This is a genomic window from Streptomyces sp. NPDC058697, assembly GCF_042715345.1.
Taxonomy (GTDB): domain Bacteria; phylum Actinomycetota; class Actinomycetes; order Streptomycetales; family Streptomycetaceae; genus Streptomyces; species Streptomyces liliifuscus.
Map to the genome: position 1 here is coordinate 263302 of NZ_JBHXSU010000001.1, position 21968 is coordinate 285269.

At 70.6% G+C, this 21968-nt stretch carries 19 protein-coding genes; 13 read left to right on the forward strand and 6 right to left on the reverse strand.

Annotation, left to right across the window (positions count from 1 at the left end; all coding sequences use genetic code 11):
- Position 1 precedes the first annotated feature (1 nt).
- The 3 genes from ACFWXQ_RS01160 (at position 2) to ACFWXQ_RS01170 (ending at position 3144) form a co-directional block, all read left to right on the forward strand.
- On the forward strand, positions 2 to 1837 hold the full coding sequence (locus ACFWXQ_RS01160) for a hypothetical protein (protein WP_383941470.1): 1836 nt from the start codon (positions 2 to 4) through the stop codon (positions 1835 to 1837).
- Positions 1838 to 1865: 28 nt separating this feature from the next.
- On the forward strand, positions 1866 to 2279 hold the full coding sequence (locus ACFWXQ_RS01165; RefSeq protein ID WP_383941473.1) for a hypothetical protein: 414 nt from the start codon (positions 1866 to 1868) through the stop codon (positions 2277 to 2279).
- 73 nt (positions 2280 to 2352) lie between these two features.
- Entirely contained in the window at positions 2353 to 3144 is a 792-nt protein-coding gene (locus ACFWXQ_RS01170; protein ID WP_383941476.1) for a hypothetical protein, read from the forward strand.
- Between the two features lie 27 nt (positions 3145 to 3171).
- Here the strand turns inward: ACFWXQ_RS01170 and ACFWXQ_RS01175 are convergent, their stop codons facing one another.
- Together ACFWXQ_RS01175 and ACFWXQ_RS01180 are read right to left on the reverse strand one after the other, a co-directional pair.
- Positions 3172 to 4641 (reverse strand): FAD-binding protein, encoded by a 1470-nt coding sequence (locus tag ACFWXQ_RS01175; RefSeq protein WP_383941479.1) that lies wholly within the window; start codon positions 4639 to 4641, stop codon positions 3172 to 3174.
- 153 nt (positions 4642 to 4794) lie between these two features.
- Positions 4795 to 5805, reverse strand: coding sequence for a LacI family DNA-binding transcriptional regulator (locus ACFWXQ_RS01180; RefSeq protein ID WP_383941482.1), 1011 nt, complete (start codon positions 5803 to 5805; stop codon positions 4795 to 4797).
- Positions 5806 to 5949: 144 nt separating this feature from the next.
- On the opposite strand from ACFWXQ_RS01180, the gene ACFWXQ_RS01185 reads away from it, so the two are divergent.
- The gene (locus ACFWXQ_RS01185; RefSeq protein WP_383941485.1) at positions 5950 to 7104 is read left to right on the forward strand and encodes a Gfo/Idh/MocA family protein; all 1155 of its coding nucleotides are present in this window, start codon (positions 5950 to 5952) and stop codon (positions 7102 to 7104) included.
- Positions 7105 to 7155: 51 nt separating this feature from the next.
- On the opposite strand, the gene ACFWXQ_RS01190 is transcribed toward ACFWXQ_RS01185, so the two are convergent.
- Complete coding sequence (locus tag ACFWXQ_RS01190) at positions 7156 to 8583, reverse strand: carotenoid oxygenase family protein (protein ID WP_383941488.1); 1428 nt, start codon at positions 8581 to 8583, stop codon at positions 7156 to 7158.
- Between the two features lie 83 nt (positions 8584 to 8666).
- Here ACFWXQ_RS01190 and ACFWXQ_RS01195 point away from each other — a divergent pair, with 83 nt between their 5' ends.
- The 8 genes from ACFWXQ_RS01195 to ACFWXQ_RS01230 all read left to right on the forward strand — a co-directional run bounded on the left by ACFWXQ_RS01195 (position 8667) and on the right by ACFWXQ_RS01230 (position 17328).
- Complete coding sequence (locus ACFWXQ_RS01195) at positions 8667 to 9182, forward strand: PadR family transcriptional regulator (protein WP_362079067.1); 516 nt, start codon at positions 8667 to 8669, stop codon at positions 9180 to 9182.
- Between the two features lie 66 nt (positions 9183 to 9248).
- The gene (locus ACFWXQ_RS01200) at positions 9249 to 9632 is read left to right on the forward strand and encodes a signal peptidase I (protein WP_383941492.1); all 384 of its coding nucleotides are present in this window, start codon (positions 9249 to 9251) and stop codon (positions 9630 to 9632) included.
- Between the two features lie 12 nt (positions 9633 to 9644).
- A complete protein-coding gene (locus ACFWXQ_RS01205; protein ID WP_383941495.1) occupies positions 9645 to 10364 on the forward strand; it encodes a formylglycine-generating enzyme family protein in 720 nt (239 codons plus the stop codon).
- 236 nt (positions 10365 to 10600) lie between these two features.
- Entirely contained in the window at positions 10601 to 11203 is a 603-nt protein-coding gene (locus ACFWXQ_RS01210) for a hypothetical protein (RefSeq protein ID WP_383941498.1), read from the forward strand.
- Between the two features lie 76 nt (positions 11204 to 11279).
- A complete protein-coding gene (locus ACFWXQ_RS01215; RefSeq protein WP_383941501.1) occupies positions 11280 to 13943 on the forward strand; it encodes a tetratricopeptide repeat protein in 2664 nt (887 codons plus the stop codon).
- Positions 13944 to 14007: 64 nt separating this feature from the next.
- The gene (sthA, locus tag ACFWXQ_RS01220) at positions 14008 to 15411 is read left to right on the forward strand and encodes a Si-specific NAD(P)(+) transhydrogenase (RefSeq protein ID WP_383941504.1); all 1404 of its coding nucleotides are present in this window, start codon (positions 14008 to 14010) and stop codon (positions 15409 to 15411) included.
- A gap of 179 nt (positions 15412 to 15590) precedes the next feature.
- Positions 15591 to 16211, forward strand: coding sequence for an L-threonylcarbamoyladenylate synthase (locus tag ACFWXQ_RS01225; protein ID WP_055611488.1), 621 nt, complete (start codon positions 15591 to 15593; stop codon positions 16209 to 16211).
- Positions 16212 to 16560: 349 nt separating this feature from the next.
- Positions 16561 to 17328, forward strand: coding sequence for a sulfite exporter TauE/SafE family protein (locus tag ACFWXQ_RS01230; RefSeq protein WP_384082744.1), 768 nt, complete (start codon positions 16561 to 16563; stop codon positions 17326 to 17328).
- A gap of 51 nt (positions 17329 to 17379) precedes the next feature.
- On the opposite strand, the gene ACFWXQ_RS01235 is transcribed toward ACFWXQ_RS01230, so the two are convergent.
- From ACFWXQ_RS01235 to ACFWXQ_RS01245, 3 genes are all read right to left on the reverse strand, one after another.
- On the reverse strand, positions 17380 to 18063 hold the full coding sequence (locus ACFWXQ_RS01235; protein ID WP_383941540.1) for an NUDIX domain-containing protein: 684 nt from the start codon (positions 18061 to 18063) through the stop codon (positions 17380 to 17382).
- Between the two features lie 109 nt (positions 18064 to 18172).
- The gene (locus ACFWXQ_RS01240; RefSeq protein ID WP_383941512.1) at positions 18173 to 18976 is read right to left on the reverse strand and encodes a fibronectin type III domain-containing protein; all 804 of its coding nucleotides are present in this window, start codon (positions 18974 to 18976) and stop codon (positions 18173 to 18175) included.
- 10 nt (positions 18977 to 18986) lie between these two features.
- Positions 18987 to 19589: a hypothetical protein gene (locus tag ACFWXQ_RS01245; protein ID WP_383941515.1), complete on the reverse strand. Its 603-nt coding sequence runs from the start codon at positions 19587 to 19589 to the stop codon at positions 18987 to 18989.
- 314 nt (positions 19590 to 19903) lie between these two features.
- On the opposite strand from ACFWXQ_RS01245, the gene ACFWXQ_RS01250 reads away from it, so the two are divergent.
- Positions 19904 to 21967 (forward strand): discoidin domain-containing protein, encoded by a 2064-nt coding sequence (locus ACFWXQ_RS01250; protein WP_383941518.1) that lies wholly within the window; start codon positions 19904 to 19906, stop codon positions 21965 to 21967.
- The last annotated feature ends 1 nt before the right edge of the window (position 21968 follow it).

Here is a 21968-nt window from a genome sequence, read left to right on the forward strand (position 1 = left end):
CGTGGCCGGAGTGAGCCTCCCGGAACATCCGTACAGCCGCACGGAGGCGACCCGGCTGTTGTGTGCCGGCGTCTACCAGGACGCCGGCTTCCGGCGCCGGGTCATCGATGAACTCGTGGATCACCAGGAGCGGCCCGTGGCCCCGCCGCTGGGGGTCGACGTCCTGCCCGTACTGGCCCATGCCGTGCGTGTCACACGGCAGGAGGCGCGCACGGCGGGGCTGATGCTCGTGGCCTGGCTCGGCTTCTTCCTGTCCGACGTCGTGATGTTCTGGGACCGTGTCGCCGACAGCTGGGGCGACGGGGCCGAGGTCGGTTTCGGCGACGTGTTCACCGCGTTCTACGCCGGCGACGAGAAGCTCACCGCCGGAATGCCCTTGCCATGGTTCCAGTTCTACGCGTTCGTCGCCCTCGGCCTCTGGTTCGCCCACGCCGTGAAGTCGCAGAGCGCCGAGGGTCGTCAGGCGGGCCTCCCCGACCCGGTGGCCAAGGCGGCCGAGGGTTTCGGCCGCACGGTGACGTGGTGTGCGGCGATGTTCGCCCTCTTCTACTGGTACTGGTACGTGGCCGGGGTGCTCCAGGGCACCGTACAGACGCCGTATCCGCTGCTGTTTCCGCTGCTCATCGCCTTGATCGCATGGTGGCACCAGGCAACTCAGCGCCGGGCCCTGTGCCGTTGGCTGTCGCGCTGGACCTTCCAGAAGACGGCTCAACCGGAGCTGCCCGCAGGGCCGTTGTACGAGGATCTGCTCGTCAACATTCAGCGCGAGCAGAAGGCCGCCCTGACGCTCTACGAATCGGACAGCCCCTTCGTCGGGCTGGGTGCGGGGCGTCGGGCCTGGTCCTTCGCGATGGAACTGCGCAAGCGCTCCGGGCCGCCGACCGGGCCTGCCGCCCCGGCCGATCCCGCCTCGAACGGAGCCCTGATCCCGCACCAGGACAAGGGGCCGCTCACCGCCGAGGGCGCACTCGCCATGATCGAGCCCCAGTTGCTGCGGCTGCGCGACTCGGCCGCACGCACCGGGAAGGACCGGCTCCGCGAGCTGGAGATCGACCGGTTCGTCTATCTGCCGGGCGGTGTCGGCCGCGACGAGGAACTGCACGTCGGCGGCAGCCCGGACGCGAGCACGACGGCGGCGGGCGGACCCAACAGCGGCGGCCTGCCCGTCTACGACCCCACCCAGGTCGCCGCCCACTTGAAGGAGGCCGTCGACGAGGGCGGCGAGGGGCGGCGCGTCTTCCTGCGCGTCCGCATCGGCGCCTGGCACGAACAGGTCGTGGTGACGGTCCTGGTCCGCGTGCACACCCAGGGCGGCATGCTCGTGCTGGAGGTCTCGCCATACGTACTCGGCCCGGTGCGCAAGGACTTCAGGAACGTGGACGCCCTGGTGGACCGGCTGCCCGAGGGCTGGGCGCGCGGCGCGGTGCGGGCCCTGGGCCACGGTCCCGCGACCGGCGTCAGCGCGGGCATCAGCGCCTTGAAGACCGTCTCCAGGGAGCTCAGCACCGGCTGGTCCACCCGCGAACCGGCCCCCGACGTGCCCCGGGTCTCGCTGCGTCAACTGTCCGCCGCCTCCGGGCTGTCGCCCTATCAGGAGATGGACGTCACGCGGTACATCAAGACCGTCGAGGAGCGCATCGTGAACGGCGTGCGCCAGGCGCTCCACGCCCACGGCTACCAGACCGAGCAGTTCGAGCAGCACGTCTACCAGGTCAGCGGTGGCAGCGTCTTCGTCCAGGCGATGACCGGCGGCTCCGTCGCCACCGGCACCCACGGCAGTGCCACCTCGCACAACACCGCCCCGGCGCACGGCACTCCGCGCACCGACCCCAGCTAGGCACCCCGGACCCCAAGGATCCCTGCACATGAGCGACACAGGACACCCCACCCCCGGCCGGCCCACGCAGGACGGCGGTGCCGGCGGCGTGCACATCGGCTCCATGAGCGGCGGCTCGATCGCCACCGGCAGCCACGGCAGCGCGTACTCCGTAAACCACACCGCGGCGGAGCCGGACGTGCGGCAGGAGGAACTGCTGCAGGCCATTCGCGCACTCCGCGAAGCCCTGCCCGCGCGGGAGCCAAGCGCCGAGGACACGACCCTCGACGGTGAACTGGCCGACGCGGAGGCGGAGATCACGCGCACCGGCGCCGCCGGACCGGAGCGCCTCACCCGCCTGCTGACGGGCGTACGCGGCTGGCTGGGATCACAGGCCGCGGCCGCCGGAGCCATCGCCTCGGCGACAGCCGTCGTCCAGGGCATCGCCCAGCTCCTCGGATGACCGGCGGGATGACGACGGACGGCGGCAGGCAGCGGATGACGGGCGCGGGACAGCAACACGGAGGGCCGCGACGATGAGGGTGTTCGACACCGAGCGGCAGGAGTGGGGCGGTTCCCGGCGCGAACGTCTCTTCCACACCGACCAGTACCTGGACGTGCCGCGGCAGAAGAGCGTCCGGCAGCAGACGGGGATCGTGCTCGCGGTCACCGGGCTCGCCTTCGGCATCTGGGCACTGGCCTGGAAGGACGAGCCGGAACCGTACAAGGACCCTGCGGCCACCCAACAGGACTCCTCGCAGACGACGTCGGGCGGGACCGGGGACGAGGTTCCCGCGGACGGATCGCCCTCGCAGGACACCACCTTCGAGTCGTCGGCTGCCCTCCCCGAGGAATACGAATCCCTCCAGGACATCGCGGGGTATCGGGTGGCGCTGCCGAAGGGCTGGGAGCGCGAGAGCCGGTCCTCGCAGTACGGGATCGACATCGTCGACTACCGCAGTCCGGACGGCACCCGGCGGCTTCAGGTGTTCCAGGTGATGGAGACCTCTCCGTACTCCTCGCTGCAGGCAGCGCAGACCGAGGCGCAGAAGCTCGACGGATACGAACCGGTCGCCATGGAGGAGGTCCCGAGCGCCGTGGGGCAGGCGGCCGAGCACGAGTACCGCGCCGACGAGATCGCGGGCGAACTGGGCGGCGGCACCCGGCACGTCATCGACCATCGCTTCGAGGCGACGGACGGCGAACGGTACGCACTGGTCGCGTACGGCTCCGAGGCCGACGGGACCGAGGACGAACGGGAGCTCGTGGACACCGCCCTGCTCTGGTTCTGCCCGCCCGGGACGCAGTGCGACGACCCGGTCGGCTGACCGGGTCGGGCAGCCTGACCCGCCCGGTCAGAAAATTCCCTGTCCGGGGACGAGGATTCCGCGCGGGTCGAAGGTCTTCCGCGCGGCGGCGAACCGGGGCCAGGCGGACCCGAAGTGCCGTCGCCAGTCGGCACGGTCGAAGGGCACGGATCCGACCGGGTACCGGGTGCCGCCGACCGCGCGGACGAGGTCGTACGCGGACCGGTTGGCCGCCAGCAGCCGCCGTACCGACGCCGTGTCGTCGGGCGGAGTGGTCCGCAGGACCGCGAAGAGGTAGGGCTCGGGGTCGTCGGGCATGCGCAGCAGCGGGGTTCTCAGGTGCTCGCGCACCAGCGGGTACAGCAGCACCACACCGCCCGGACCCACGTCGTCCGGGGTGAGCGCGTCCAGGAGCCGGCCCGCCACGTCGGCCGCCTTCCGCCCTGGCAGGAGCAGGTTGAGCCATGGATGGGCGTACGCCCACAGCCCGGCTTCCTTGAGGGCGGCGACGGCCGGGGCTAGCCGGTCGAGGAAGTCGTAGTAGGGGATGTCGGTGATCTCCGCGCCGGACGGGTCGTGCCGCAGGCCGCGCAGGAGTTCGGCGTCGTCCGGAACGTCTCCCGCGGGAGGTCCGTAGGCGACGGCCTCGATGACGTACCCGCGAAAAGCACCCGTGGCATCCGGAACGATCTGGCCCTCGACGTAGGAGAACCGCCGGTCGCGGACGAGCAGGCGCTGGTCCTCCACGAAGGTCCGCAGATCGTCGTACGGAAGCAGGTAGTGGCGTACGGTCTCGGGCGCGCGGACCAGTCGTACGGTCGCGCCGACGACCACGGCGCACTGGCCGAGGCCGGCGAGTACGGCGAGGAACAGGTCTCGGTGGCGGGTCGGGGAGCAGCGCAGCAACTCCCCCGCGCCGGTGACGACTTCGAGCTCCAGGACGTTGTCGACCTGCGCGCCGTGGCGGTGGGTCTGGCCGCCGAGGCCGCCGACGGACAGCGTTCCGCCGACGGAGAGTTCGAGGTAGTCGGTGAAGACGGGAGGGGTCAGTCCGTGGACGAGGGTGGCCTTGGCGACGTCGCTCCACTTCGCGCCGGCTCCGACCCGAACGCTGCTGCTGCCGGGGCCGATGGGCTGGATCGCTGCGAGCGGAGTGGTCTCGACGATCAGGCCGCCGGCGACCTGTGCCTGGCCGTTCGTGGCGTGGCCCTGTCCACGTGGGGCGACCGGGATTCCCCGCCTGTCGCAGAACCGCACCATCGCCACGACGTCCGCGACCGAGCCCGGCCGCAGCACGGCGGCCGGACGGCGGTGCACGATGTGGCCGAAGTCGTCGGCGGCGGCGCTCAGCGCGGCCTCGTCGGTGTGGAGGGTGCCGTCCAGCTCGGGGATGCCGTGCAGCGGCCCGTCGGACGGGGTCACCGCCCAGCTCCGGGTGAAGGGGTCGAAGCCGATCACCGCGGTTCCGGCGGCGGCCAGGCCACGCAGCACGGAACGTCGGGGCGGTCTGCGGGACATGCGCTCCTCCAGGGGAAGGACACGGTGAACCGGTCAGAAGCCGCCCACTCTAGAGCTGTTGGCGCACGAGGACACGGCCCCGCGCCGGTGCTCCCCGGGCCTCGTTCGGGTCGGACGTTCACCCGCACCGTCGGGGTTCGTGGTGTGCGTGACTCAGGCGTGGGTCCCGCGCGGCGCGGCCGTCGTGCCCCGTACCTCCAGCGCCGGCGTGCTGAGGACGACCTCGGCGGGACGGGCGGGGTCGGCGATGCGGTCGAGCAGGCACTGTGCGGCGCGGCGGCCGACGTCGTGGCCGGCGCTGTCCACGGTGGTGAGCCACAGATGGCGCAGGCGCGCGAGGTAGGTGTTGTCGTAACCGACGAGGGAGAGGTCGTGCGGCACGCGGAGGCCGAGTTCCTCAGCGGCCGACAGGGCGCCGACACAGGCGATGTCGTTGAAGGCGAAGACGGCGGTGGGCCGTTCGCGGGCGCTCAGCAGCCGGACCGTGGCCCGGTAGCCGCCCTCCTCGGTCAGGTCGCCCTGTTCCACGACGGCCGTGTCGGCCAGCCCGTGTTCGCGCATGACGGTCTCGAAACTGCGGCGGCGCAGTTCGCCGACCATCCCCTGTCCCGCGATGTGGGCGATGCGCCGGTGGCCGAGCGCGATGAGGTGCTCGGTGGCGAGCCGGGCGCCGAGCTGGTCGTCGTTGGCGACGAGGTCGACGTGCGGCAGTACGGGTTCGCGGGCGCCCGCGACGACGGTGGGCACCAGCGTGGCGGCCGTGCGCAGCGCCTCGGGGCCCGGCAGCGTGCCGACGGCGATCAGGCCGTCGACCCGCAGGTCCGTGAAGGCGCGGGTGAGGTCCTCGCCGAGGCGCAGGTTGAGGTGGCCGTCGGCAAGGAGCATGCGCAGGCCGTGGGCGTGCAGCAGGGAGTTGAGGCCGTCGAGCAGCTCGACGAACCAGGGGTTGCGCATGTCGTTGAGGAGCACGCCCACCGTGCGGGTGCGCCGCTCGCTGAGGCTGCGCGCGGCCGCGTTGGGCCGGTAGCCGAGTTCCTCGACGGCGGCCAGGACGGCCTGCCGCTTCTCGGGGCGCACCTGGTCGGATCCGCGCAGCACGAGCGAGACCAGGGATTTCGACACTCCGGCCCGCTCGGCGACGTCGCGGATCGTCGGTGGTCTCATGAAATGGACCGTTCCACAGGGATCGACGGGTTGTCAAAGGGTCCTCGTGGGGTCTTCATGGGCCGCTCCTGGGGTTGACACGTGCGGGAACGGGCCTTCAGTGTGAACCGGAAGAGTTCTGGACCGGTCCAAAGAGGGGCAGTCATGGTGAGTACGCTCGGCGTCGCCGTCGTGGGGTTCGGCTGGATGGGGCGGGTGCACACCCAGGCGTACGCCCGTGTGCCGCATCACTTCCCCCAGCTGTCCGTGCGGCCCGAACTGGTCGCCGTCGCCGACGAGGTGCCCGGCCGGGCCGAGGAGGCCGCCGGGCAGTACGGCTTCGCGACGGCGGCCCGGGACTGGCGGGAGATCGCCGCCGACCCGCGGGTCCAGGCGGTGAGCATCGCCGCCCCGAACTTCCTGCACCGCGAGATCGGCGTCGCCATGGCCGAGGCGGGCAAGCACATCTGGATCGAGAAGCCGGTCGGCCTCACCGCCGAGGACGCCCGGGCCGTGGCCGGCGCCGTCACGAAGGCGGGCGTGCAGGGCACGGTCGGCTTCAACTACCGCAACGCACCTGCCGTCGCGGCGGCCCGCGAACTGATCGCCTCCGGCGAGATCGGCACGGTCACCCACGTCCGCATCCGCCTCTTCAGTGACTACGCGGCCCACCCCGAGGGTGCCCTGACCTGGCGGTACGAGCGTGAGCGCGGCGGCAGCGGAGTGCTGGGCGACCTCGCCTCGCACGGTGTGGACCTGGCCCGCTTCCTGCTCGGCGAGATCGCGTCGCTGGCCGCCGACACGGCCGTCTTCGTCCCCGAGCGGGCCCGGCCCACCGGCGCCACCGCGGGCCACACCCGCTCGACGGGCGGCGAAGTGGGCCCGGTGGAGAACGAGGATTACGTGTCCTGCCTCCTGCGCTTCGCCTCCGGCGCCCGCGGTGTCCTGGAGGCCTGCCGGGTCTCGGTCGGCGAGCAGAACAACTACGGCTTCGAGATCCACGGCACCAAGGGCGCGGTCTCCTGGGACTTCCGCCGCATGGGCGAGCTGGCCGTCAGCCGGGGCACGGCGTACCAGGACCAGCCGGTCAGCACGCTGTACGTGGGCCCCGGGCACGGTGAGTACGCCGCCTTCCAGCCGGGCTCGGCCAACAGCATGGGCTACGACGACCTCAAGGTGATCGAGGCCCACAACTTCCTGCGCTCGATCGCCGAGGGCACCGCGTACGGCGCCACGGTCGAGGACGCCGTCCACAGCGCGGCCGCCCTGGACGCGATGTCCCGCTCCGCGGAGAGCGGGACCTGGGCGAGTCCCGCGTAAGGGCTGGGCCCGTGCAAGGACAGAAGCCCGCGCAAGGTCCGCGGCCCGTGCCTACGAGGTGTGCCGGGTGAACAGCCCGTGGAAGCCGAAGGGGATGGCGTGCGGCACGTCCGCACGCGCCAGCACCTCGTACGTGCGGGCGTCCAGCACGAGCAGGAACGACGAGCCCCGCGCAGAGTCGAGGACGACCGACAGCACGACACCGTCGTCCTCGCCCTCCGCGCCGGGCGCGGCCGTCGGTGCCGCCACGAAGACCGGCTCGCCCGGATAGCAGCCGTCCTCGGACCACTTCAGCGTCCGTCCTGTCGTCACGTCGACCTTCACGAGCTGGTTGATGAAGTCGTCACCGCTGCGGTCGCGGGCGCCCACACCGTACGCGTAGCGGTAGTCGACGCCGTTGTGCCGGTCGTAGGCGATGCGCGGCAGTTCCAGTGAGTCCTCGGACAGCCGCCGCACCTCGACGTCGCCGGTGCCGAGGCCGATGCGGTAGCGGGTGGGCAGCGCGAACGGGATCGCGTCGCCCGCGCGCAGTCGGTCCAGATACAGCGCGTCGATGACGGAGGCGTCCTCGTACGAGCAGATGTCGAGGACGATGTCGTCGCCGTCGTCGAAGGCGTTGATGTGGTGGAACGCGAAGAACGCCGGCCCCTCGTACACACCGCGCACCGAGCCGTCGCGCAGGTCCATGACCGTGAAGCGGGTGCCGCGCTCCGGCTCCCAGCGGTAGTTCTCGATGAACGGCCGGCCGCTGAGCACGATGCTCAGCGGGTTCACCACGAGCGGGAACTCCGCGAGGACCGCGTACCGGCCCGTGATCGCGAAGCTGTGCATGTAGGACGGGCGGGCGATCTGGCGGCTGCCGATCGGCTCGCGGGCCGCGCCCGTGGCCTTCTGCCGGTAGACGCGGTACTCGCTGGTGCGCGAGAAGTGCAGCAGGTAGTTGACCAGGTCGCCGGTGGTGGGGTCCTGGTGCGGGTGGGCCGTGGTCAGCTGGCCGCTCAGGTCGTCCTCGTAGCCGACCACTCCCGCGGTCGCGAGCGTGTCCCGGTCGAAGGCGACCGGTATCGGCGTCTCGGTCAGCGCCACGAAGCGGTCACCGAAGCGGGTGATGTTGACGTTCGCGTTCACGGAGGGCCTGCGCGAGAAGCGGGTGAAGAAGCGGGCGAACAGTGAGCGGCACGGGTCGGTCGCGAACTCCGGGTAGGCGATCGTCCCCGACTCGACGGCTCGGTGGGCGGCCGTGTCGAGGAACCTGTTGGCGTAGGAGACCCTTCCGCCGTCGATGGTGAAGCGGTGCAGCATCGCCTGACCGTCGAACCAGTGCCGCAGGGAGCGCTCCCCCGCGTCGTAGCGCGCGGGGCCGTTGCGCAGCAGACTCCCCTCCAGCCAGCCGGGCAGCGTCCCCTTGACCGGAAGCTCTTCGACGGCGGTCTCGTCGTGCAACCCGTGAAACCCGGCCGCGAAACTCTGTGTGTTCATTGCCGCCTCCTGACATGCCACAGTGGACTGTGCTTACTTTTCATGGCACACCGTCCACAGTGGAATGTCAAGGGAAGAACGGGATGGCCGACCTCAACCCCACCGCGGCTTCGCTGCTCGGTTTCCTGCACGGCGGGGAGGCCAGCGGATACGAGCTGGTGCACACCGCCGAGCAGCTCATCGGCGACTTCTGGACCCTCACCAGGAGCCAGGTCTACCGCGAGCTGGCGGCCCTCGCCGGCCGTGGGCTCGTCGAGGCCGGGCCCGCGGGCCCCCGGTCGCGGCAGCCCTACCGGCTCACCGACGAGGGCCGGGCCGCCTTCGCCGCGTGGCTCGCCGAGCCGCCGGGCTCCGAGCAGATCCGCTACCCGCTGCTGCTCACCATCGCCTTCGGCTCCGCCCTGGACAGGGACCGGCTGACGGAGTTCATCGCCGCGCACCGCGCCGACCACGAAAAGCGGCTCGCGGACTACCGGGAGAGGGTGGCCGCGGGCGCCCCCGACCGCTTCACGGAGGCCACGCTGGCCTTCGGCATCCGCTACGAGGAGGCGGTGCTGGCCTGGATGGACGAGCTGCCGGCGATCCTGGACGGTCGGTAGGCCTCGGGGTGGGCGCACCACCCTCAGCGCGGTACCGGACGCGGGCAACTGCTAGCGTCCGGGCGCGTGAACGACAGTGTGTATGTGGGAAACGCGGGCAAGGACGCGGCGCTGGACCGGGGGTGGCTGCTCGGGCACTTCAAGGACGCCGACGATCCGCGCCACAGCGAGGCCCTGGAGATCAAGTGGGGCGTACACCCCAAGGGCGACGAGCGATCGCGGTGGGTCGAGGGCGAGGAGCGCACGGCCCTCCAGGTCCTGGTGAGCGGCCGGTTCCGTGTGGAGTTCCCCGGCCACAGCGTCACGCTGCAACAGCAGGGTGACTACGTGGTGTGGGGGCCCGGAGTGGACCACTCCTGGTTCGCGGAGGAGGAGTCGGTCGTACTGACCGTCCGTTGGCCGTCCGTGCCCGGCTACGCGGTCCCGGAGGCGGACGGAGATCCTCAGTAGGATCGACAGCTCATGGATACCAGCACGGTGAACGAGATGATCGCTGTCCCGCCGGGGCAGGTGACGCTGACCGACCGGCGGACGCAACGCAGTTGGCCGGTCGAGCTCTCGCCCTACCGGCTCGGGGCGTTCCCGGTCACGCAGGCGCTGTACGCACAGGTCACGGGGGCGAGGCCGGGCAGCACCGAGGGCGACCGGCTGCCCGTGGAGGGCGTGTCCTGGTGGGACGCGGTCCGGTTCTGCAACGCCCTGTCCCGGCATGAGGGGTTCGCCCCTGCCTATCTCCTCCACGACGACGCCGAAGGCGTGGAGAAGGTAGAAGGGCTGGACGGGCCGGACGGGGTGGACGGCGTCGAGTGGGACACGGCCGCGGACGGGTACCGGCTGCCCACCGAGGCCGAGTGGGAGCACGCCTGCCGCGCCGGTACGACCGGGCCGCGCTACGGGCCGCTCGACGACATCGCCTGGTACCGCGGCAACTCGGACGAACGCCTCCACGACGTGGGCGGCAAGCAGCCCAACCCATGGGGCCTGCACGACATGCTCGGCAACGTCTGGGACTGGTGCTGGGACGTCTACGACGCCGAGGTCTACGGGACCTACCGGGTCCTGCGCGGGGGCGGCTGGTTCGACGAACACTGGAGCTGCCGGGCCTCCGCACGGCGGCGCAGCCACCCGAGCTACCGGGTCGACGACGTGGGATTCCGCGTAGCGCGCTCCACCGCGGCCTGATCCGCCTGTCGGGACAGCGCGTCCTCCACACCACGGCGACCACACCTCACACAACGTTCACATTTGTTGACGCAGCGCATTGGGTTGGACCAAGATCTTCAACGGATCAGTGATCGCGCCCTCGGCGAGGTGCGCGAACTCCCCCATGCCCCGCCCGTGTTGACCGCGGCCCGCCAGGCCGCGCCGCCACCGGCAGCCGGGGCCTCCCCCACACCTTTCATCTCAAGGAGTCTGTCTTGCTGCGCCACAATTCCGCGCTGCGCGCCGTCGCACCCGCCGCCGTCCTCGCGCTCACCCTCAGCGCATGCGGCGGTGGCGACGACACCGGCACGGACGCGAAGAAGCCCTCCCGGCCCAAGGCCACCGCATCGCAGGCCAAGGCGCCGTCCGGGGGCGAGCTGGCCACCGGCGAGAGCGCCACGGGGAAGGTCGAGGAGGAGGACGGGAAGGTCACGTACGAGATCACCGCCCAGAAGGTGGACCTCGGCACGGAGGCCGAGGCCGAGAAGCTGGTCCAGGACAAGGCCGACGCCAAGGGCATGGCACTCGCCGTCGCCCATGTGAAGTACACCCACAAGGCGGGCCCGGCTCTCACGAGCGACTCCGACGCGGGCGACGGCACCACCATCTGGGCGGACGGCCGGCGAGGCACCCTGCTCCTCGGCTCCGCCGACGACGCCCCCGGCTGCGAGGACCCGTACGACGTCACGGCCTGGAAGTCCGGCGAGAGCCACGTCTTCTGCGAGTCGTACCTGGTCCCCTCGAACGCGAAGTCTCTTGAGGTCCACTGGTCGGAGGAGGACGGCGAGCCCTTCATCTGGAAGTTCCCCAACGAGTAGGCGGAACGCCCGCGGTATGGCTACACCGGCCCCCGAGCGGGCAAAGGAGGGTCAACAGCCGCACGGGGGTGGTGTCATGGCGTGGCGGGCGGGGTGGTTCGCGTCGGTGGTGGCCGGGGTGGTGCGCTTGGTGGCGGGCTTGGCGCGGCCGGTGCTCGTGGCGGTTCTCGGGCCGCCCGGTGCTGCTGTCGCGGGGCCCGCGGGCGCTGCGGCGGCAGCGGGCGGGCAGGCGTTGGACCGGGTCTCGGCGCGGCAGCAGGCGTTACCCGGGCTGCTGAGGATCTCGCGGCGGGGGCGGGTGCCGACCGTGGCCGACGCTCGGGATCCGATCTGGCTCGGGGTGCATCCGGCGCCGCCGGGCGGTGGTGGGGCGGCAGGGCTCGGCCGGGTGCCCGCGTTCGTCGACCGGGACATGATGCCGCAGGTGGAGGCCGCGCTCAGTGCGGGTGAGGGGTTCGTCCTGCTGGTCGGCGAGTCGACGGCGGGCAAGTCGCGGCTCGCGTACGAGGTGATGCGCAAGCATTTCGCCAAGTACCGGCTCATCGTGCCCGACAGCCGGGAGTCGGTGGTCCCGTTGGTCGACCTCGTCGTGCGGATGCGCCGTGCCGTGGTGTGGCTCGACGAGCTGGATGTGTTTCTGGGGGTCGGTGGGCTCTCCGCGGGGCATGTGCAGCGGATGCTGGGCTCCGAGGACTCCAGTGTGGTGATCCTGGCGACGATGAGCGCCCAGCAGCACGGCAAGTTCGGGGCCAGGTCGGGGGCGGACAACGAGCCCGGGTTCGATGTCCTGCGCAGCGGCCGTGAGGTGATCCGGCTGGCCACCACGGTGCGGGTCGACCGCACGTGGAGCGCGGCCGAGATCGCCCGCGCCGAGCGGCACACCGAGGACCCCCGGATCAGGGCGGCGGTCAAGGGCGCCGGCCGGCACGGGCACGGGGTGGCCGAATACCTGGCCGCCGCACCGCAGTTGCTGGACGAGTGGCACAACGCCTGGTCGACCGGCACCCATCCGCGCGCCGCCGCGCTGGTGACGGCAGCCGCGGACGCCCGCCGTACGGGCTTCCACCAGCCGCTGCCGCAGGAGGTCCTGCGCCGGTTGCACGAGGTGTATCTGGAGCGGCGCGGCGGGACCGCGCTGCGTCCGGAGCCCTGGGAGGAGGCGCTGACCTGGGCGACGGAACCCCTGCACGCCACCTCCAGCCTGCTGCTGCCGCACGACGGTGACCGCTTCCAGGCCTTCGACTACCTCCACCACACCCTCGACGAGCAGGTCCCGCCGCCACGTATCCCGGACACCGTCTGGGAGACCCTCATCGGCCACGCCAACGCCACCGGCGCACTCGACATCGGCACCACCGCCTACCAGCGCGGAGACCTCTCGCACGCCATGGCCGCGTTCGAGAAGGCGGGCCTGGGCCGCGGCCGGCTGCCCCGGCAGTGGTACGCGACCTGCGTGGGCGAAGCCGGCAACCCCGCGCGGGCCGTCGAGCTGTACGGGGAGCTGGTGACCGAGTCGACCGGCGAACTGGGCCCGGACGCCCGCGAGTCACTGGAGAACCGCAACGCCTACGCCCGGTACGTGGGCATGGCCGGCCGCCCCGCCGAAGCGGCGGACCTGCTGCGCGACGTCGTCGCCGACCGCGTACGCGTGCTGGGTGCCGGCCACTCCCACACCCTCAACAGCCGCAACAACCTTGCCCTGTTCCTCGGTGAGTCCGGCCGGATCGGACCGGCGCTGGCCGAGTTCGAGGCGGTGCTCGCCGACCGCACCCGGCTGCTGGGCGCCGACCATCCGCACACCCTCAGCACCCGCTACGGGCGCGCCTATCTGCTGGGCGACGCGGGTCGCCCCGCGCTCGCCGCCCGGCACTTCGAAAGTCTGGTCGCCGACCGGACCCGTACGCAGGGCCCGTACCACCCGTACACGCTCAACAACCGGCGCCACCACGCCCACTTCCTGGGGGAGGCCGGGCACGCGGCGCAGGCGGCCGAGCTGTTCGAGGAGCTGATCCAGGACTGCCTTCAGGTCCTCGATCCGGACCATCCCGACACCGTCGCGGCCCGTCATGGGCACGCGCGCTTCCTCGGCGAGTCCGGAGACCCCGCCAGGGCGGCGGCCCTGCTCACCGCACTGCTGGCCGACGCGAACGGGGACGGCGCGCGGGACGGCGGAACTCACGGCTCCCGCAGCCCCGTTGCCCTGGTGTGGCGGCGCTACCGGGCCTTCTTCACCGGCGAGGCGGGCGATCCCGACCAGGCCGCGCGGCTGCTCGACGAGCTGCTCACCGACAGCCGTACCGTGCTCGACGACGGCCACCCTCATCTGTTCGCGATCCGTGCCGCCCACGCCCGCAGCACCAGCCGCCGCGGCCGGACGCAGGAAGCCGTGGAGCTGTACGAACACCTCGTCGACGACTGCCGGTCGGCCCTGGGCGACGACCACCCGCACACACTCGCCGCCCGCAGCGGTCACGCGCGGGGCCTCGGCGCCGTTGGCCGCGCTGCGGAAGCCGCCGACCTGCTGGAGATCCTCGTACAGGACCGCACCCGGATCCTCGGCGACGACCACCCCGCCACCCTGGGCAGCCGCAACGCCCACGCCCGCTGTGTCGGCGAGGCCGGCGACCGGGCTCGTGCCGCCCGGCTGCTGCGGCAGATACTCCAGGACCGGGTCCGGCACCTCGGTGAGGAGCACTCCTGGACCCTGCGCACCCGGCAGGAGCTCGCCGGATTCCAGTGAGCGGGAAGAACCGACACCCGTTCACCCTTTCGGGCGAGAGCCTTCGCCTGACAGACTCCGGAGGGTGCGCGACTTCGACTTGCTCGTCATCGGATCCGGCCCGGGCGGCCAGAAGGCCGCCATCGCCGCGGCCAAGCTCGGCCGCCGGGTCGCCGTCGTCGACCGCCCCGACATGGTCGGTGGGGTCTCCATCCATACCGGGACCATCCCCTCGAAAACTCTGCGCGAGGCGGTCCTCTATCTCACCGGTCTCACCCAGCGCGATCTGTACGGCCAGAGCTACCGCCTCAAGGAGGACATCACCGTCGCCGACCTGACCGCGCGCACCTCGCACGTGGTCAGCCGTGAGGTCGACGTCATCCGCAACCAGCTCTCCCGCAACCACGTCTCCCTCTTCGCCGGCACCGGCCGCTTCGTCGACGACCACACAGTCGCCCTGCGCGAAGTGACCGGCCACGACCGGATGTTGAGCGCGGACACCATCGTCATCGCCACCGGTACGCGCCCGGCCAGGCCCGCGACCGTCGAGTTCGACGAGCGCACGATCCTGGACTCCGACAACGTTCTCAACCTGGAACGGGTACCCCGCTCCATGGTCATCGTCGGGGCCGGCGTGATCGGCATGGAGTACGCCTCCATGTTCGCCGCCCTCGGCAGCAAGATCACCGTGGTCGAGCAGCGGCCGGGCATGCTCGACTTCTGCGACGTCGAGGTGATCGAGTCGCTCAAGTACCACCTGCGGGACCTCGCGGTCACGTTCCGCTTCGGCGAGACCGTCGCCGCGGTCGAACAGCACCCCAAGGGCACGCTCACCATCCTGGAGAGCGGCAAGAAGATCCCCGCGGACGCCGTCATGTACTCGGCCGGCCGGCAGGGGCTCACCGACGAACTCGACCTGGACAAGGCGGGGCTGTCCGCCGACCGGCGCGGGCGGATCACGGTCGACGAGCACTACCGCACCGAAGTGCCGCACATCTACGCCGTCGGCGACGTCATCGGCTTCCCGGCGCTTGCCGCGACCTCGATGGAACAGGGGCGTACGGCCGCGTACCACGCGTGCGGTGAACCGGTGAACCGGATGCACGACCTCCAGCCGATCGGCATCTACACCATTCCGGAGATCAGTTTCATCGGGAAGACCGAGGACCAGCTCACCGAGGACTGCGTGCCGTTCGAGGTGGGCATCTCGCGCTACCGCGAACTGGCCCGGGGCCAGATCATCGGCGACTCGCACGGCATGCTCAAGCTGCTGGTCTCCCCCGAGGACCGGAAGCTGCTCGGTGTGCACTGCTTCGGCACGGGCGCCACCGAACTCATCCACATCGGGCAGTCGGTGATGGGCTGCGGCGGAACCGTCGACTATCTGGTCGACGCCGTGTTCAACTACCCGACGCTCGCCGAGTCGTACAAGGTCGCCGCCCTGGACGCCACCAACAAGATCCGGCAGATCGACCGCCTCAGGGACTGACACCCTTCCACGCCGAACCCGCTCCCGGCGCTGGTGAGCCCCAGCTCACCAGCGCCCGCGGACACCCGCGCCGGACACCCGCACAGGCCTCCGCACCAGACCTCCACACCAGACCTCCGCACCAGACCTCCGCACCGGGCCTGCGTCGGCCGCAGGGGCCGAGAGCATAAGCTCGGCACGTGGCCAAGTACTTCGACGTTCATCCCGAGAATCCTCAGCAGCGGACGATCAGCCAGGTCGCCGACTCCATCCGCGCGGGCGCGCTCGTCGTGTACCCCACGGACTCCTGCTTCGCGCTGGGCTGTCAGCTGGGCAGCCGTGACGGCATCGACCGGATCCGGTCGATCCGCCGGCTCGACGACCGGCACCACTTCACCCTGGTGTGCCAGAACTTCGCGCAGCTCGGCCAGTTCGTGCAGGTCGACAACGACGTGTTCCGCGCCATCAAGGCATCGACCCCCGGCAGCTACACCTTCATCCTGCCCGCGACCAGGGAGGTGCCGCGCAAGCTGCTCCACCCGAAGAAGAAGACGGTCGGGGTCCGTATCCCCGACCACGTGGTCGCCCAGGCCCTGCTCGCCGAACTCGGCGAACCCCTTCTGTCCAGCACCCTGCTCCTGCCCGACGAGGAGGAGCCGATGACCCAGGGCTGGGAGATCAAGGAACAGCTCGACCACGTCGTCGACGCGGTGATCGACTCCGGGGACTGCGGCACCGAGCCGACCACGGTCATCGACTTCTCCAGCGGCGAGGCCGAGATCGTACGCAAGGGAGCGGGCGACACGGCACGGTTCGAGTGATACGCCGCTCGGCGATGCGGCCGAGGGCGAAGCCGCGCCGCGCGTCGATGCTCGGCCGGGCCGGGAGCCGGGTGAGAACAGGTCGCGGCCGGGCCGGGAGTCGGGCGGCAACGTCTTGCGGCCTGGCCGGGAGCCAGGTCGGAACGGCTCGCAGCCGGACCGGAAGCCGGGTAGAAACGGCTCGCGACCGGGCCGGAAGCCGGGTGGGAACGGTCGGGACACTTCGGCGGGGGCCGAAGCGTTCGCCGATTAGCGTCGGCTTCGTGAACATCTCCTGGCGCCTGTTCCGTCGTGCCGCCCCTGCCGTCCGGCCGGCCACGGGCGGCGATCGCGCCGGGCAGGGTGCCGCGTGACACCCCTGGAAGGTCTCGCCGTGTTCGCCGCCGGGGTGGGCGCGGGCGGTATCAACACCGCGGTCGGCTCGGGCACGCTCATCACCTTTCCGGTTCTGCTCGCCACCGGCCTGCCGCCCGTCACCGCCACGGTCTCCAACGCGCTCGGGCTGATCCCCGGCAACATCAGCGGAGCCTTCGGCTACCGGGAGGAACTGCGCGGCCAGCGCCGGCGCATCCTGAAACTGGGTGTCGGCGCCCTGCTGGGAGGTCTGACGGGCGCCACGCTCCTGCTGGCCCTGCCCGCGACGGCGTTCGAGCGGATCGTGCCGGTCATGGTGGGCCTCGCCCTCGTTCTGGTCGCGTTCCAGCCGCTGATCGGCAAATTCCTGCGCGGCCGCCGTGCACGGACCGGCGTCCCGGCCCGCAGGGACGGTGGCCCGCTGCTGTTCACCGGCATGACCCTCGCCAGCGTCTACGGCGGCTACTTCGCCGCCGCGCAGGGAATCATCTATGTGGCGGTGATGGGCACGCTCCTGGACGAGTCGCTGCAGCGCCTCACCGCCGTCAAGAACGTCCTGGTCGCCATCGTCAACGCGGCCGCCGCGACGTTCTTCCTCTTCGTCGCGGACTTCGACTGGACGGCCGTCGCACTGATCGCCTGCGGCTCCGCGCTGGGTGGCCAGTTCGGGGCCAGGATCGGCCGCCGCTTCAGCCCCGCGGCGCTACGAGCCCTGATCGTGGCGGTCGGCACGGTCGCGATCGTCCAACTGCTGCTCCGCTGAGCACGCATGGAACCCAAGTGGACTGCTCGGGTTCCGTGCGTGCCGGGTGGACTACTCGGCGGCGGACGTGGCCTTCCCGCTGAACGGCCCTTCCAGCGCCGCCCACTGCAGCAGCATGATGGTCTTGGCGTCGGCGATCTCGCCGGTGCGGATCATGGACAGGGCCTGGCGGAAGGGCAGTTCGACGATCTCGATGTCCTCGCCCTCCTCGTCGAGGCCGCCGCCCTCGTGGGTGCGGGTGGCCGGACCGTAGGAGGCGGCGTAGAAGGTCACGCGCTCGGTGACCGATCCCGGGCTCATATAGACGTCGAAGACCCGCTGGACGTCACCGACCGTGTGGCCGGTCTCCTCGATGACCTCGCGGCGTACGGCGACCTCGGGGTGCTCGTCGTCCTCGTCGAGCAGTCCGCCGGGGGTCTCGACGAGCATTCCGTCCGGGTGGCCGTTGACGTAAACGGGATAGCGGAACTGCCGGGTGAGCAGCACGGTTTCGCGGTCCTCGTCGTAGAGCAGGATCGTGGCGCCGTTGCCGCGGTCGTGGGTTTCGCGCTCCTGGGTGGACCAGGTGCCGTCGGCGTGCTGGAAGTCGAAGGTCGTGGTGCGTTCCACGTACCAGTGGCAGGACAGGAGTTTCACGTCCCGCACCTTGACCCGATGGTTTCCCGTCAGGTCCAGGCCGACCCGGTGGAGTCCGGTGCGGCCCCTGCTGTCGGGGGTGTCGATGCCCGCGGTCATCGTGCGCCGACCGGAGAGGAGGTGCGGATGGTGCCGGAGGTGCATGTGCAGGTGGAACAAGTGGTCATGCCCTGCTTCTACCATCCTGGTCCGGTCCGTGTCAGGCAGGTCAGGGACCGGTGGACTCGCCTGTGGTCAGCCTCACCACGTTCGACCGCTCTCCGTAAGTGAAGGCCCGGACGCGGTAGGACGCCTCCTTCTCGGTGGGCAGGGTGATCAGCCCGGTGGAATTGACGTCGGGTTCGAGGACCACGACGGGTTCGTAGGCCGAGCCTGTCCTCGTACGGGCCTCCAGCAGGAACCCCGCCTCGTCGGAGGCACGGTCCGTCCACATGAAGAGAATGCCGTTCGCATGCTTGACCGTGCCCTTGAACCCGGTGGGGGCTCCAGCACCCGTGGAACGGAGGCGTCGGCCCGGGACCGTCCGCTTCGGATCCTTGCGAGCGGGCAGCCAGTCGTGGCTGGAGTTCTCGTCGGCCGCCGTCAGCTCTCCCTTCGGGAGGGTGACGTTCACCGGCTCCGAGACAGGACCGCCGAAGGCACGCAGCCGGTAGAAGAAGGTGGTGTTCGGCATCAGATCGGGGTGCCGGTAGTTCGTCACACTGGGCGGCAGATACCGCAGGACGGTGTACGGACCGGACTCCTCCGTCGCGAATTCGAGGACGTGGCCGGAGGCACCCGAACCGCCGCCCTGCCAGCGCAGATCGATGTCGGTGGGCGTGGTGCGCTCGGCGCGAAGCACGACCCCCGAGGCGGTATCGGCCTTCCCTGCAACGGGATGCCGGGCGGTCGCGGGACGACGCCCGTCCGCCCCGCTCTCGCCCGTCGTCCGTGTGGCGGAGCAGGCCGACAGCGCCAGGAGGAGAGCGAGCACGAGCGCTGTCGGCGCCGCGATGCGTGCGGGAACACTCATCGGTTCTCGGCTACTTGCGCCAGAAGCGGACGTTGCTCCACACGACGGTGGCCGGTCCGTTGCCGCTGTTGGTGCGGTAGGCGCCGAACTTGTCGTAGAAGCTGCCACTGGGGCTCGAATAGGTGTGCTGGAGCGAGCCGTTGATGTACGTGCGGTGTGAACTGCCCACCTCGTGAACGGTGTTGACGCGGACCGTGGCTCCGACCGTGCCCGCGTTCGAGAGGGTGTCGCCTCCGTGGACCGCGTACAGGCGCCCGCCGCGTTCGACGGCGAGCATGAAGTACGGGCCCGCCGCCGACTCGTTGAAGGTCTGCTTGAGGCTGATGCGGGTGCCGCTGAGGCTGCTGATCCGGAAGTAGCCCTCGAACTGGCGGGTGCCGCCGGTGTAGGTGGCGTACCGCCGCTCGGCCCGCTGGTCGCCACTGGCCGTCGAGCAGGTGAGCTGGAAGGTCAGGCCGTCGACCTGTCCGCAGCCTCGCTCCTGGACGGTGTGCGTGGGAGAGACCGAGGTCCAGCCGCCGGGTTCCACCTCGGCGACGGCGTTGGGCAGGGCCATGAACGTTGAAGCGCACACCGCACCGGTCACGGTGAGCGCCCGAAAGCGCGTGAGCATGTCGGCTCCTTGGGCGTGGGGGGTCAGTCGGAATTCACAGACATAAACGATGACTGCCTTTTTGAACAACTGACTGGAAGGTAGGACTGGACCAACGGGTCGTCAAGAGGCCCATGTGCACCAGCTGTTCATCGCCGGGACCCGTCACGGCCGACGAACCATCAGGTCATCCGTCCCGGACTCTTGACTCCGTTCACCGCAGTCGCGATTCTCGACCCAATCGCTTGCACGAGTCATGACAACCAGCCGTGAGGTGTCGAGCCCCGGCCGTCTGGCTCATCGACTGCGCCGTCCGCCGACCGAAGACGTGGGTGATGACCATGACTCAACAGCCGCACCACAGGCGCAGACCCGTCACGGTTCTGTCGTTGCTCCTGCTCGTCATGGCCGTGACACTCGGCCCCACCCCCAGTTCCGCGGCGGGGACGGACTGGTGGAACCCGGTCGCGCGGCCGGCGCCGGACTCCCAGATCGGTGTCACCGGTGAGCCCTTCAAGGGGACCAACTCCCAGGGCGAGGTACGCGGGTTCGTCGACGCGCACAACCACATCATGGCCAACGAGGCATTCGGCGGCCGGCTCATCTGCGGCAAGCCGTTCTCCGAGGCGGGAGTGGCCGACGCGCTCAAGGACTGCCCCGAGCACTATCCCGACGGATCGCTCGCGATCTTCGACTTCATCACCAACGGCGGCGACGGCAAGCACGACCCCGACGGGTGGCCCACGTTCAAGGACTGGCCGGCCTACGACTCGCTGACCCACCAGCAGAACTACTACGCCTGGGTGGAGCGGGCCTGGCGCGGCGGCCAGCGCGTACTCGTCAACGACCTTGTCACCAACGGCGTGATCTGCTCGGTCTACCCCTTCAAGGACCGCAGCTGCGACGAGATGACGTCCATCCGGCTGCAGGCGAAGCTGACGTACGACATGCAGGACTACATCGACAAGATGTACGGCGGCACGGGCAAGGGCTGGTTCCGGATCGTCACCGACAGCGCGCAGGCCCGAAGCGTCATCGAGCAGGGCAAGCTGGCCGTCGTCCTGGGCGTCGAGACGTCCGAGCCGTTCGGCTGCAAGCAGATCCTGGACATCGCCCAGTGCGACAAGGACGACATCGACGCCGGTCTGGACGAGCTGTACGACCTGGGCGTACGCAGCATGTTCCTCTGCCACAAGTTCGACAACGCGCTCTGCGGGGTCCGTTTCGACGAGGGCGGCCTCGGTACGGCGATCAACGTCGGCCAGTTCCTGTCGACCGGCACCTTCTGGCAGACGGAGAAGTGCACGGGCCCGCAGCACGACAACCCCATCGGGGGTGCGGCGGCACCGGGTGCCGAGGAGGAGCTGCCGGCGGGGGTCGAGGTCCCGTCGTACGACGCTGACGCCCAGTGCAACAAACGCGGGCTGACCGAGCTGGGCGAGTACGCCGTACGCGGCATGATGCAGCGCAAGATGATGCTCGAGGTCGACCACATGAGCGTCAAGGCCACCGGCCGGGTCCTCGACATTTTCGAGTCGGAGTCCTACCCGGGTGTGCTCTCCTCGCACAGCTGGATGGACCTCAACTGGACCGAGCGCGTCTACGGTCTCGGCGGCTTCATCGCCCAGTACATGCACGGATCCGAGGGGTTCAGCGCGGAGGCGGACCGCACCAAGGCGCTGCGCGAGAAGTACGACGTCGGATACGGCTACGGCACCGACATGAACGGCGTCGGCGGCTGGCCGGCCCCGCGCGGCGCGAACGCCTCGAACCCCGTGACGTACCCCTTCCGCAGCACCGACGGCGGCTCGGTCATCGACAAGCAGACGACCGGTTCACGCACCTGGGACCTGAACACCGACGGTGCCTCGCACTACGGGCTGGTCCCCGACTGGATCGAGGACATCCGGCAGGTCGGCGGCCAGGACGTCGTGGACGACCTCTTCCGGGGTGCCGAGTCGTACCTCGACACCTGGGGCTCGTCCGAGGGGCACAGGGCGGGGGTGAATCTCGCCAAGGGCGCGTCCGCGTCGGCCAGTTCGTCGGAGTCGAACCCGTTCACGAGTTACGCCCCCGGCCGGGCCGTGGACGGGAACACGGACACCCGTTGGGCGAGCGACTGGAGCGACGACCAGTGGCTCCGGATCGACCTCGGCTCCACCAGCACGGTCAAGCGCGTCACCCTCGAATGGGAGCGCGCCTACGGGAAGTCGTACCGCGTCGAGACCTCCACCGACGGCACCACCTGGCAGTCCGCCTGGTCCACCACCGCCGGTGACGGTGGTCTGGACACGGCCCGGTTCGCCGGCGTGCCGGCCCGCTATGTACGGATCCACGGGCTGGACCGGGGCACCGACTGGGGCTACTCCCTTTACGAGGTGGGCGTCTACAGCAGCTGAC